The following is a 13,815-nucleotide window of genomic DNA, read 5'->3' on the forward strand; positions in this document are numbered from 1 at the left end:
ATTACTAATTGATATTACATGAATCTCTTTACATACATCATCAAAAGCCTTTGGTTTTTCAGAAAACAGCATTTCGCAGTTTTTTTGGGAACCATTGTGAGTACAGCCGTTCTTACTGGTGCGCTAATTATTGGTGATTCGGTAAAATACAGTTTGCACGATTTGGTGAACCTTCGTTTGGGAAAGGTGGAATATGCCATGGCAACAGGCGATCGTTACGTTCGTGCCGATTTAGCAAAGGAGATTCAGGAAGATATAAATGGGAATATAAATGCAGTTTTACGAGTGAATGGAATGGCTGTGCAAGCCGAAAAACAAATCCGTATTAATAACATTCAGGCGTATGGTGTCGATTCGGATTTTTGGAAATTCTCTTCTGCTCAGGAAATCGATTTAAAAAATGCCGAGGTCGCTGTTAGTGCTAATTTGGCAACTAAAATGAGCTTGAAAATTGGCGACGTATTTTTATTGCGAATGGAAAAAGGCAGCTTGATTCCTGCCAATGCTCCTTTTGTTTCCGATGAGGAGCAGAACGTGGCATTGCGAGTAAAAGTGAAAGCCATAGCAGGAGATCATGAAATGGGTCGTTTTAGCTTAAAAAACAATCAGGTAGCGCCATACAACGTTTTTCTTTCCAGAGATTATCTGGCCAAAGAAATGGAGCTGGACGGACGAGTCAATCTTCTTCTTTTAGGAAAAACGGATCAAACACAAGAGCAGATTCAGGAATGTCTGAAAAAACATTGGCAACTGCAAGATGCTGGTCTGAACGTTCGGGATATAAAGGGGAAAAATCAGTTGGAATTGATTTCGGATCGGGTGTTTATCGATACTCCAATTTCAGATGAAATAGAGAAACTCAACATGGAGCAACAATCTCTTCTCACTTATTTTGTGAATCGAATTAGTTTTGGTGCTAGGGAAACACCTTATTCCTTTGTATCTTCTGTAAATGGAGATTCTTCTTTATCAAATCTTTCAAATCAGGAAATTAGTATTAATCAGTGGTTGGCCGATGATCTTCAGGCAAATATAGGCGATACCATTTCATTGAATTATTTTGTAATTGGCGCTTTACGAGCTCTTGAAGAGAAGAAACAAAGTTTTGTGGTGAAAGAAATACTGTCTCTGGAGAGTGATCTTCTCGATCCATCTATGATGCCTTCCTTTCCGGGATTATCGGATGCGGGAAGTTGCAACGAATGGGAAGCTGGTGTTCCGGTTGATTTCTCCAAAATCCGTCCGAAAGACGAAGCTTACTGGAAGCAGTACAAAGGAACTCCAAAAGCATTTATTTCATCCACTAAAGCAATGGCATTGTGGAGCAATAAATATGGAAAACATACCGCTTTTCGATTTAACCAAAAAGAATTGAATCAGAAGAACTTAGAGAAAGACTTACTTTCGGTAGTGAATCCTAACTTACTTAATATGAGTTTTGTATCGGTTCGCAGTGCAGGAGTTTCTGCGGCCAATAATATGGTTGATTTCGGTCAGTTATTCTTAAGCCTTAGCTTCTTTATTATTTTTGCGGGAATCCTTTTAACGATCTTAATTTATTCTTTAAACCTCGATAGCAGAAGTCAGGAAAATGGGATTCTTTTAGGTTTAGGTTTTAATCGAGTAAACATTCTTCGCATTCGTATTTATGAATCGTTAGTTACTGTAGTTGTTGGCGGATTTGTTGGTGTTTTGGGTGGCATTTTGTATAATAAATTGCTTTTAAAAGCGCTAAATTCGGTGTGGACCGATGTGGTTCGTACCAATATGCTAGAGGTACATTTGCGCGAAACTACTCTGTTTACCGGTTTTGCAATTGGTCTTTTTGTTGCGGTGCTTTGTATTTGGGGCGTAACGCGAAACAAGTTAAATAAAACAGCGAGCAAGCAAATTCAGAATATAGCTGATGATACTCTAGGCGATAAAAGAAATCATATTTCGCTTTGGATCGCTATCATCACTATTTTGGGAAGCTTAGTTCTAATTGTTTATGCATTTGTCTCTTCCTTGGAACAAAATGCGGAGCTATTGCTGTCTGCAGGAGGTCTTTTTATGATTGGAGCTCTTGCCTTAGTTCATAGATATCTACAAAAATTGAGTATAACCAGAAGCCTTAAAACACCATCATTGTTTCAATTGGCCTTGAAAAACAGTGCGCGTAATCGTAAAAGAAGTCTGGCAAGTGTTGCTTTGCTGGCACTTGGTACTTTCTCTGTTTTAATTACCGGAGCCAATCGCAAGACTTTTTACGATGCCGAAAATGCGAACAAATCGGGTACAGGTGGCTTTTACTATTGGATGGAAACCACAATGCCTGTTTTATTCGATTTAAATACCACTGAAGGACAAGAAAAACTTGGATTTTGGGAAGGTGATCTCGATACCAATACTCAGTTTGTGCAGTTTAGGGCTTTGGAAGGCGATGATGCCAGTTGTCTGAATCTAAATCAGGTGCAAAAACCAAGAATACTAGGATTTAATCCCTTGTTGCTTGATAAGAAGAATGCATTCTCATTCGCAAAACTTACAGTAGAGGTGAATGCAGAGCACCCATGGCTAGCTTTGAATCAGGATCTTGGAACAGATATTATTCCTGCTTTCGCAGATCAGACCGTTATTGTTTGGGGATTAAAAAAAGCGGTAGGCGATACTTTGCTTTATCAAAATGAGTTCGGAAAAGATATCAAATTGGTACTTATGGGTGGTTTGAATAATTCTATTTTTCAAGGCAATGTCTTGATTTCTGATAATCAGTTTCAAAAGCATTTCCCGTCTATAAGCGGATCTAAAATATTACTAGTTGATTCACAGGGAACTAATGGTGATCAATTCGTGCAAAAGTTTGAAAATAACTTGCAGGATTTGGGCGTTTCAAGCATGAAAACATCCGAGCGTTTGACGGCTTTTTATTCGGTTGAAAACACTTATTTAAGCATGTTTATGTTTCTGGGAGGTTTGGGCGTAATCATCGGTACCATTGGCCTGGGAATTGTATTGATGCGCAACATTATGGAACGGAAAAAAGAATTGGCTTTGCTTTCTGCAATAGGTTATCAGCAAAATAGCTTGTTTAAACTACTGTTTTACGAAAATTTATTTTTACTGTTGGTAGGTTTGGCGTGTGGATTAGTAGCTGCTATTATTGGAGTGCTACCTTCTTTACTATCACCATCCTTCCAAATGCCAGTGGTATATATTTTTACATTGCTTTTCGGTATTCTCATCAGCGGATTGATCTGGATTTGGATTCCTGCAAGCTACATGAAAAAATTCAATATTGTGGAAACTTTAAAGAATGAATAAAACTAAACTACTAAACTAACCCAATGAAAAATTTAAGCATTTTAGTTATTGCCGTATTGTTGTTTGCCTGTAATAGTAAGCAGAAAAAAATAAGTGAGTGGAGAGGTGAGAACCGTTCTGGAATTTATAATGAAACCAATTTATTACAAGAATGGCCGGAAGATGGTCCTGCTCTTCTTTGGGATATGGAAGGAATTGGTAATGGTTATGGTTCTCCGGTAATTAGTGACAATACCATGTATTTAAATGGTGAAATAGATAGTATTGCCTATTTATTGGCGCTTGATTTGCAAGGGAAAATTCTTTGGAAAACAGAATTTGGAACCGATTGGATGGAAAATTTTATTGGTAGCCGATCTACTCCAACAGTAGTTGACGATTTAGTTTACGTAGCTTCGGGAATGGGCGATATTGCTTGTGTTGATGCCAATTCTGGTGAAATGAAGTGGAACATTAACATGTTGGAGAAATTTGAAGGCAAAAATACTCGTTTCGGCTATTCACAATCTTTATTGGTTGACGGCGATTTAGTGTTTGCTGCACCTGGTGGAGCGGAAAATAACATTATTGCTTTAAATCGATTTACCGGCGAAATGGTTTGGACAAATCCTGGAGTGGGTGAAATTCCTGCTTATTGTTCTCCTTTGTTATTGAATTTTCCTTCTCGAAAAGTTTTGGTAACTTTCTCAGACAATGCTTTAATGGGCATCGAATCGCAAACTGGAAAACTATTATGGACGGAACTGCAGGACACGCTTTGCGATATTAATGGGAATACACCAATTTTTGAAGATGGCTACTTATACTATGTTGCTGGTTGTGGGAATGGAACGGTAAAAATGAAGGTTTCTGAAGATGGAAGTCAAATCACGGAAGTGTGGCGAAATAAAGATTTAGACAACATTATGGGAGGTGCTGTGAAATTAAATGGAAAAATTGTCGCTTCAGGGCATCGCAAAAAAGTTTGGAGAAGTATAGATGCTGAGACGGGTGAGACCAGAGATAGTCTGAAATTTGGCCGTGGTGCTACCATTGCTGCCGATGGCATGTTGTATTGTTACAATGAAAGAGGTCAGGTAGGTTTGGTAAAAGTAACTCCTGAAAGCATGGAGTTGGTAAGCAAATTTAAAGTAAGCAAAGGAACTAAAGAGCATTTTGCACAGCCTGTAATCAACAAAGGAGTTTTATACATCCGTCATGGCAACGCGCTGTTGGCATATGATATCAAAGCAATTAAGAATTAACAATGATTAATTAATAATTGTTGAATTAGTATTGATTTTAAAGTGTTATTGATAGTAAGAGAAGCATTTCCTGATACTTAAATCTTGATACTTTGTACTTTAAACTGAAAACATGAGCAAACAAATATTTATTTGCGGGTGCGAGAAGGATGGAAAAATCGAAAAAGCTTCGGTTCAGAAGTTGAGGAACACCTTGGAGGAGAAAAATATAGCTTACACCTATATAGAGGATATGTGTGGTACAATTTTGAAAAATCCCGACGATTTGGAGAGCTTGTACAATGCAAAGGATGCCATCGTTTTTGGCTGTCAGGCTCGCGCTATGCAACATTTGGTGGCTAATTCGGGACGAAAAGCAAACGAAAATAGTACAGAGTACCATCATGTGGATGAAGAAAGTCAGAATGAATGGTTTTCTACTTTGGAAGCCAATACCGGAGCGCCTTTAAAAATCAAATATTCCGATTCTTGGAAGCCCTGGTATCCGGTAATTGATTACGATCGTTGCAACGGATGTCGCAAGTGTCTAAATTTTTGTTTGTTCAGTGTTTATTCTGTCGAAGATGACGGAACTGTTGTTGTTTCAGCCTCGGCAAACTGTAAGGATATGTGTCCTGCCTGTGCCCGGGTTTGTCCTCAAAATGCAATCATTTTCCCTAAACATGCCGAAAGTCCTATTGATGGCGGAGAAGGCGATGGTACCGAAAATGAAAAGACAGATATTCTAGAGCAAATTCAGAACGACGATGTTTATTCTGTTTTAAGTGCTCGCAGAAAGAACTTTCAGGTTTCTTTACTGAAGAAAGATCAGTTTAAAATGGCTGAAGAAGAGCGACGTACTTGTTGTAGTGGAGCCGACAAGAAGGAGGAAGAGAAAAAAGCCGAAAAAAGGGCCTGTGATTGCAAAAATGGAGAAACTAATTCGAGCTGTTGTTAAAATAAATGATTAAACCTGACAGAGTCGAAAGACCTGTCAGAGTTTTATAAAGTAATAGTGTGTCTTTTATGAAAAGACCAATTTGGGCTACTTATTTTCTAGATGAATTTTTCCCTTTTAGGGAAAATGCCGATAGGTAAAAGGGTGAATTTTTGCTTTTTTATTAAAAGTCCTCCTTACAATGGGGATTCAGGGAGATATTAATTTTAGTTATTATGAAAAGACCAATTTGGGCTACTTATTTTCTAGATGAATTTTTCCCTTTTAGGGAAAATGCCGATAGGCAAAAGGGTGAATTTTTGTTTTTTTTATTAAAAGCACCCCTCTGGCTGTCGCTATCTCCCCTTAAAAGGGAGAATTCCGAAATTTGACAATAGCACATTTGATTGTTGTTTTTTGGATAGTATAAAGACATTTGAGATATAAAGTTTAGCTCTGTAGAGGAAATAGAATTAAGAAATAGAATAAATGATTTTTTCGTTAGGAACAAGAATACTAAAACAGGTAGATGCCCGATTGCTTTGGAAACTTGGCTATAATTTGGGCTGGAAGGGAATGAAAGCGGTTGCAAAACACAAGAAACGACTTAAAAATGGGGAGTTGTTTCCTGCTTTTATGATGATTTCGATTACAGACAACTGTAATCTGAATTGCCAGGGATGTTGGGTAACGATCAATAATCAATCCAAGGGAATGAACATGGAAACTTTGGAGAACATCATTGTTTCCAGCAAAAATAAAGGGTCCTATTTCTTTGGTTTGTTAGGCGGTGAACCATTGATGTATCCTCATTTAATGGAGGTGATTGAACGACATCCCGATTGTTATTTTCAGATGTTTACCAACGGAACCTTACTGACTGATGAAGTTGCGAAAAAGCTTCGAAAGTTTGGGAATGTATCACCACTTATTAGTGTGGAAGGCTTGCAAGATGTGAGTGATATTCGCAGAGGTGCCAACAATGTGTATAGCAGAAGTATGGCCGGAATTGAGGCTGCTACCAAAAATAAATTGTTCACCGGTGTTGCAACAAGTGTTTGTAAATCAAACTTTAAGGATTTGGTGAATGAGGAATTCGTGAATTCATGCATTAAAAAAGGCATTCACTACCTGTGGTTTTACATTTATCGTCCGGTAGGCGAGCGTCCCAATACAGATTTGGCTTTGTCGGAGGCAGAGATTTTGGAGTTGCGACAATTCATGGTCGATATTCGAGTGAAAGCTCCTTTAATGATTATCGATACTTATTGGGATGAGAAAGGACAAGCTATATGTCCTGGTGCTCTGGGCTTGTCACATCATATTAACCCTTACGGGGATATCGAATTTTGTCCGCCAATACAATTTGCAGGCGAAACGGTTGGTGATGGCTCTGATATTGCCAACATCATCGAGAAATCGAAATTTATAGGCGGTTTGCGAAAAGGCATTAATGAGTGTACTCAAGGATGTATTTTATTGGATAATCCAGAACAGTTGCATCGTCTTTTAAAAGATGTAAATGCTTATGATTCATCGAAAAGAAGCACTTCATATAAAGAATTACAACAAATGAAGCCTTGTGCAGGTCATCATATTCCCGGAAAAGAGATTCCCGAGAAAAGTTGGCTGTATCGCTTTGCCAAAAAGTATTCCTTCTTTGGTTTTGGAGCATACGGATAGTATAATTCTGAATGAATAATTAACAATTAGGAATTATAAAATATTGTAAGTTTTTGAAGTCCTTCTCCTTCAGGAGAGGGATTTAGGGTGAGGTTCTAAAACCTGTTAATTGTTAACTGATCACTGTTAATTGAAGAAAATGATTGTAAGAAACAACCAGCCAAATATAAGCTTCGGAAATGATTTGCCTCAGCATCCTGAAAAGTTGAAGCAGATTCGCGATTTGATTCGCGACTACGCAGCAACATGCGAATTAATACCGCCTTTACAGGAAGAAGAAGTCATTTTTCATTCTGGTGAATTAATTAGGAAGCATCCTGACTTGTTTTTGTATCAAAAGCTGTTGGCTGTAATGATTAACAATTATGCATGGAGCAGTATTGTGGCGGGAATTCCTTTTAATCGTCGAATTTTATTATTGCCCAAGTGTATCAGCCACTCTAGCTTATGTCCGGCAAAGTACGATGAGCTCGGATTACTATGCGAGCAGTGTGGACGTTGCGATTTAGCAAGCATTATCGGTCAAGCCGATGAGTTGGGATATCACACAATAGTGAGTGAAGGAACTACTTCGGCAAGTTTGCTGTTGTCTTCGGGTCAGGTAGAATGTGTGATTGGGGTTGGCTGTTTACATTCCTTCGAACGCTCGTTTCCTTTGGCAGTAAAAGAGGCGGTTCCATCCCTCGCAATTCCCTTGTACAATAATGATTGTAAAGATTCTAAAGTGGATCAAATCTGGTTGGATGAAGTGTTATCCATGAGAAGCGAAACGACATGGAGAGGCTGGCTTAATTTAGATACTCTTCAATCTCTTGTAAGAGAGTGGTTTACTGCAGATAGGTTAAAGGTATTCTTTGGGTCTGAAGAGGATACTGTGAATATTGCAGTTCGCTGGATGGAAACGGATGGGAAACGCTGGCGTCCGATGATTATGGTCGCAGTTTACGATGCCTTACTCGGAGAATCAGGAGCGTACGATGACACGATTCAAAAATTAGCAGTTTCCATAGAATGTTTTCATAAAGCTTCTTTAGTGCACGATGATATTGTTGATGAAGATGACGAGCGATACGGAAAACCAACACTCCATAAGCAATATGATATTCCTGTGGCTCTAAATATTGGGGATTTATTGCTTGGATATGGCTATCAGATGATTGCTGAATCGGGAGCGAAACACATGCGTAAATTACTAAAAGTTGCGGCCTACGGACATCGAGATTTGTCTCTGGGACAAGGCGAGGAACTCTTATGGAGAAGTAATGAAAAATTACTTTCGCAGGAAGAAATTTTGCGAATATTTAGTAATAAAACATCTCCAGCTTTTGAAGTGGCACTGCAGTTTGGCGCTATTTTGGCCGATGCCGATGAAGCTATTTTAAATATCATATCGAAATACAGCAATGCCTTAGGAATAGCTTACCAGATTAATGATGATTTGGATGACTTTAAACAGGAAAGTATTGCTAGTGGCTTTAACACCATTCAGCCGTCTTTAGTTTCTACTCTTTTAAATCAAAAGCATCCTGAAAAAATGCAGGAATGGTTCGAAAGAAGTAAGAATAAGGATGAAAGCATATCTACCGAATTTTTACAATGGCCGGAGACCAAACAAGCAATGAAAGAAGCGGAGGAAATGTTGCATAGTTATAAGCGTACTGCTTTAAAATCTCTGAAACCATTGACGAATACGACATTGAAAATTCTTTTAACTCGTTTACTAAATCGTATAGTTCCAGAAAATTCATAAACCTCAACCCACTGAAGGCCTACTGACTTACAAATCGTATTTTTTAAAAGTCACTTTCGGGATAAGGGGGCAAACAAGAATAGTAAAAGCCTGTCCGGCTTGAGGATAATAAAAAAGAGGAGCTAACATCTAAATAATTATCAGTCTGTTTATAAGAATTAGAAAGAATGCTGAAAGTTTATAATTTAAAACGAACTGTTCTCTTGAAGGCAAATGATTTATTTGTATAGTTTCGGAATTTAGTCCGGAGACTGGGTCCCTTAGAGGAAAAAATCGTTAAGAATAAAAGACTGTTAGAGCGTAGCGAGTTTCTTTTATTTCGAGTTTTAACTCGTAAAGGGTAGTCGAGGACGCTCTCCGTGGCCTTTTGTTTACTTTTTGGCAATAAAAAGTAAAAGCCCGTCCGGCTTGAGGATAATAAAAAAGGGGAGCTAACATCTAAATGATTATCAGTCTGTTTATAAGATTTAGAAAGAATGCTGAAAAGTTTATAATTTAAAACGAACTATTTATCTTGAAGGCAAATGATTTATTTGCAGAGTTTCGGAATTAAGTCCGGAGACTGGGTCCCTTAGAGGAAAAAATCGTTAAGAATAAAAGACTGTTAGAGCGTAGCGAGTTTCTTTTATTTCGAGTTTTAACTCGTAAAGGGTAGTCGAGGACGTCCTCCGTGGCCTTTTGTTTACTTTTTGGCAATAAAAAGTAAAAGCCTGTCCGGCTTGAGGATAATGAAAAAGAGAGGCGAAAATCTAAATAATTATCAGTCTGTTTATAAGAATTAGAAAGAATGCTGAAAGTTTATAATTTAAAACGAACTATTTATCTTGAAGGCAAATGATTAATTAGTAGAGTTTCGGAATTTAGTCCGGAGACTGGGTCCCTTAGAGGAAAAAATCGTTAAGAATAAAAGACTGTTAGAGCGTAGCGAGTTTCTTTTATTTCGATTTTTAACTCGTAAAGGGTAGTCGAGGACGCTCTCCGTGGCCTTTTGTTAACTTTTTGGCAATAAAAAGTAAAAGCCCGTCCGGCTTGAGGATAATAAAAAAGAGAGGCGAAAATCTAAATGGTTATCAGTCTGTTTATAAGAATTAGAAAGAATGCTGAAAGTTTATAATTTAAAACGAACTATTTATCTTGAAGGCAAATGATTAATTAGTAGAGTTTCGGAATTTAGTCCGGAGACTGGGTCCCTTAGAGGAAAAAATCGTTAAGAATAAAAGACTGTTAGAGCGTAGCGAGTTTCTTTTATTTCGATTTTTAACTCGTAAAGGGTAGTCGAGGATGCCCTCCGTGGCCTTTTGTTTACTTTTTGGCAATAAAAAGTAAAAGCCCGTCCGGCTTGAGGATAATGAAAAAGAGAGGCGAAAATCTAAATAATTATCAGTCTGTTTATAAGAATTAGAAAAAATGCTGAAAGTTTATAATTTAAAACGAACTATTTATCTTGAAGAAAAATATCAATTGTAATCAATCCATACTCAACGCACTTTTAAAATCAACAGAAGTACTAAGTGAGGACGCATTAAATCATATTAAATCATTTTTAAGCTCCCAGAAAAGTGAATACGGTGGTTTTATCGATCGCGCAGGAAATACAGATCTGTATTATTCTGTTTTTGGATATACGCTCGCTTTAATTTTAAATCTTAAACTAGATGTAGTCAAGGAGCAGAAATACCTGAAAAATTTAAAACAGAGCGAAAAATTGGATTTCGTGCATTCCATATGTTTGGTGCGATGCGATTTTTTGTTGCAATTAATCGATTGGAGGCAAAAATCTAGATTGCCAGCATCTAAATTTCTAAGTATCAGTTTTGCAAAAGATATTGTACTTGGGAAAGTGGTAAAAACGGTAAAAATGAATTGCTCCGAATTATTGTGGGAGGTAGAAGAATTTGTAGCGCAAGATGGAGGTTACAATCACAACCAAAAAGGTGCTGTAAATTCTACTATTTATGCCAATTACTTGATGTGGACACTTTATCAGGACTTAGAAACCGAGCAAGAAGTTTTGGATGAGATTGCTGATGCAAATAGATCATTACAAGCTACTAACGGATCATTCGCGAATGTGGAAAATAGCATAGATGGCGTGATTTCTTCAACAGCAGCAGGATTAATTATGAGTGTTGCTGGAGATGTAAATGAAAATGAGAAAACAGTAGCGTGGCTGAAGCAAATGCACACCAAACGCGGAGGTTTTAAAGCGGCTGAAGGTGTTCCTATTGCGGACCTGTTATCTACTGCTACAGCATTGCTTGCCTTGCAGCTCTCTGGAGAAAATATGCAGAGTTTTGCTGAAAATTCCGTAAATTTCATCAATCTGCACTGGGATACGTCTGGAGGATTTTTTGGCAGTATTGCCGATATGACCTGCGATGTAGAATATACCTACTATGCGCTTTTAGGCTTGGGAGTACTTTCTTAAGTTATGAGTTATGAGTTGCGGATTTCATTGTCATCCCGAGGAACCGAGGGATCTGTTTAAATAGAAGAGATCCTTCACTTCGTTCAGGATGATACACTTATGAGTTATGAGTTATGAGTTATGAGTTATGAGTTATGAGTTATGAGTTATGAGTTGCGGATTTCATTATCATCCCGAGGAATCTGTTGAATTTGAAGAGGTTCTTATTACTTGATATTTATTTGAAAAATGACACCAAACTACGACAACATACAATCCCTTAAACAGAAATTAGATGATCACATCATCTCCCTTCGGAATGAGGAAGGATATTGGGATGGCAGACTGTCTAGTAGTGCCTTATCAACAGCAATTGCAGTTTTTGCCTTGTGGAAATATGACTCTAAAAAATACGATACTCAAATTAAGAGCGGATTAAAATGGTTGGTGAATAATTCCAATTTGGATGGAGCTTGGGGCGATACCATTCGCAGTAAAAGTAATTTAAGTACAACGCTTCTTACTTGGGCTTGCTTATCGATTGTAAAAGAGGACTCTAACTACGTCGATTGCATTCGTCATGCCGAAAATTGGCTGACTGATCAATTAAAAAAATTGGATCCGGTATCCATAAGTACTGCGATTTTAAATCATTATCAGAAAGACCAGACTTTTTCGGTTCCTATTTTGGCCATGTGTGCTCTATCGGGCAGATTGGGAGATAAAGGCTGGGATTTAGTGCCACAACTGCCTTTTCAGATGGCAGTTTTTCCGGATCGTTTGTTCAAATTACTAAATCTTTCGGTGGTGAGTTATGCCATTCCGGCTTTAATAGCCATTGGTTTGGTAAAATCAGTAAATACAAAAAACAGCAAGCCAATAGCACGATTAAATAAATCGGTAAAAGCAAAAGTACTGAAGGTGCTGGCAGAAAAACAACCTGACAATGGTGGCTTTTTAGAGGCAACACCGCTCACCGGATTCGTTCTCATGAGTTTGGTAGGATCTGGCGAGAAAGACTTGGAGGTTTGCTCTAAAGCATCTAATTTCATAAGTGAATCGATTCGTGAGGATGGAAGCTGGCCGATAGATACGCATTTGGCCACTTGGGTGACTTCCTTGTCGGTAAATGCCTTAGGTGATGAGAATGTAGCAGACTTGCCGGGAATAGAGAAAACGGTGAATAGTTTACTCGATCAGCAATTAAAAATAGTACATCCTTTTACCAAAGCACAGCCAGGAGGTTGGGCTTGGACTCATTTGCAAGGAGGAGTGCCTGATGCAGATGATACTTCTGGTGCATTAATTGCTTTGCATCGCCTTAAGAACTATCGCGAGATACCAACGAAAGTGGCAGAAAATGGAATTAATTGGTTGCTGAAATTGCAAAATTCCGATGGCGGAATGCCTACATTCTGCAAAGGCTGGGGAAAATTACCTTTCGATTGCTCTTGTCCGGATATTACTGCTCATGCCATGAAAGCATTGAGCCTTTGGGGAAAGGAAATGAATCTGGAATTAAGAGCAAAAGTTCATTCTTGGTTCCGGAAATCTTGGAGATACATCAAATCAACACAGCAAGAGGATGGTTCTTGGTTACCACTGTGGTTTGGGAACGAAGATGATGCAAAACATCACAATCCGGTATATGGAACTTCCATTGTTTTGTATTCCTTAACGTGCATTGAGTCAATGTGTATCTTCGGCTTAGGAGAAGTGAAAGTTAAAGCGGTAGATTTTCTTCTATCTACTCAGAATCAAGATGGTGGATGGGGTGGAAATGCTTCTTTAATCTCTACAATTGAAGAAACTTCACTGGCAATTAGAGCCTTGAGTGGTACCGATAATTGGGAACAAATAAGTGCGGGAATAAATTGGCTGCAGCAAAACTTACCCAAAGATTTATCAGAAATTAAAGCCACACCAATTGGATTGTACTTCGCATCGCTTTGGTATTACGAAGATATGTATCCATTGGTATTTGCCAGCTCAGCACTAAAAGAAGTGTTGAAAACAGTTAAGAATCCGGAATTAGTAATGACTAATTAATTTGCAATGCTGTCCCAGATTTTTAATCCCTGTCCTCGAAACCTGCAAATTACAAATTTGCAGGAGCATGGTTGAAAAGACAGCGTTTTTTCAACCTGTCAAGGTCTGATTTGTTTGGAAATACTATTTGGTATCTAGAAGTTTTCGTAGAACTCACCCCTCTGTCCTTCGGACATCTCCCCTGAAAAGGGAGATCCTTATTTGCAGCTAATTCTTTGATATTCTACTTTAAACTGAAATCTTTACTTTAGAGGGAATCCTGAAAGTTTTCGCGGAGCCGACATGCGGAAGGGTATACTGTTATAAGATATTTTCTAATCTAAATTAGATAAGCTGTCCCAGATTTGTAATCTGGGGTAATCGAGAATGGAATTTTTAATTTCGGTTTGGATATTGCTCTTGTCGGGATTACAAATCCCTGTCCTCGAAACCTGCAAATTACAAATTTGCAGGAGCAATTATT

Annotated in this window: 7 protein-coding genes; all 7 read left to right on the forward strand. The window is 38.2% G+C overall.

The genetic code is table 11. The features are described 5' to 3' along the window. Positions 1–18 precede the first annotated feature (18 nt). The 7 genes from BZG02_RS15275 (at position 19) to BZG02_RS15305 (ending at position 13,352) form a co-directional block, all read left to right on the forward strand. Positions 19–3,303, forward strand: coding sequence for an ABC transporter permease (locus BZG02_RS15275; RefSeq protein WP_101262313.1), 3,285 nt, complete (start codon positions 19–21; stop codon positions 3,301–3,303). A gap of 23 nt (positions 3,304–3,326) precedes the next feature. Next, complete coding sequence (locus BZG02_RS15280; protein WP_101262314.1) at positions 3,327–4,547, forward strand: PQQ-binding-like beta-propeller repeat protein; 1,221 nt, start codon at positions 3,327–3,329, stop codon at positions 4,545–4,547. A 112-nt stretch (positions 4,548–4,659) separates the two neighbouring features. Continuing rightward, complete coding sequence (locus BZG02_RS15285; RefSeq protein ID WP_101262315.1) at positions 4,660–5,484, forward strand: ATP-binding protein; 825 nt, start codon at positions 4,660–4,662, stop codon at positions 5,482–5,484. Between the two features lie 468 nt (positions 5,485–5,952). After that, the gene (locus tag BZG02_RS15290) at positions 5,953–7,146 is read left to right on the forward strand and encodes a radical SAM protein (RefSeq protein ID WP_101262316.1); all 1,194 of its coding nucleotides are present in this window, start codon (positions 5,953–5,955) and stop codon (positions 7,144–7,146) included. Positions 7,147–7,285: 139 nt separating this feature from the next. Beyond that, positions 7,286–8,896 carry a polyprenyl synthetase family protein gene (locus BZG02_RS15295; protein ID WP_101262317.1) on the forward strand — a complete coding sequence of 537 codons (1,611 nt, stop codon included), beginning with the start codon at positions 7,286–7,288 and terminating at the stop codon, positions 8,894–8,896. Between the two features lie 1,444 nt (positions 8,897–10,340). After that, positions 10,341–11,324, forward strand: coding sequence for a prenyltransferase/squalene oxidase repeat-containing protein (locus tag BZG02_RS15300; protein ID WP_101262318.1), 984 nt, complete (start codon positions 10,341–10,343; stop codon positions 11,322–11,324). A gap of 228 nt (positions 11,325–11,552) precedes the next feature. Continuing rightward, positions 11,553–13,352: a prenyltransferase/squalene oxidase repeat-containing protein gene (locus BZG02_RS15305; protein ID WP_101262319.1), complete on the forward strand. Its 1,800-nt coding sequence runs from the start codon at positions 11,553–11,555 to the stop codon at positions 13,350–13,352. Positions 13,353–13,815: the final 463 nt, after the last annotated feature.

Source organism: Labilibaculum filiforme, from assembly GCF_002843315.1.
GTDB lineage: Bacteria > Bacteroidota > Bacteroidia > Bacteroidales > Marinifilaceae > Labilibaculum > Labilibaculum filiforme.

What these genes read in the sequence shown, in the direction of transcription:
- BZG02_RS15275 (WP_101262313.1), top strand. Translation starts at nt 19, where the DNA reads ATGAATCTCTTTACATACATCATCAAAAGCCTTTGGTTTTTCAGAAAA.
- BZG02_RS15280 (WP_101262314.1), top strand. Translation starts at nt 3,327, where the DNA reads ATGAAAAATTTAAGCATTTTAGTTATTGCCGTATTGTTGTTTGCCTGT.
- BZG02_RS15285 (WP_101262315.1), top strand. Translation starts at nt 4,660, where the DNA reads ATGAGCAAACAAATATTTATTTGCGGGTGCGAGAAGGATGGAAAAATC.
- BZG02_RS15290 (WP_101262316.1), top strand. Translation starts at nt 5,953, where the DNA reads ATGATTTTTTCGTTAGGAACAAGAATACTAAAACAGGTAGATGCCCGA.
- BZG02_RS15295 (WP_101262317.1), top strand. Translation starts at nt 7,286, where the DNA reads ATGATTGTAAGAAACAACCAGCCAAATATAAGCTTCGGAAATGATTTG.
- BZG02_RS15305 (WP_101262319.1), top strand. Translation starts at nt 11,553, where the DNA reads ATGACACCAAACTACGACAACATACAATCCCTTAAACAGAAATTAGAT.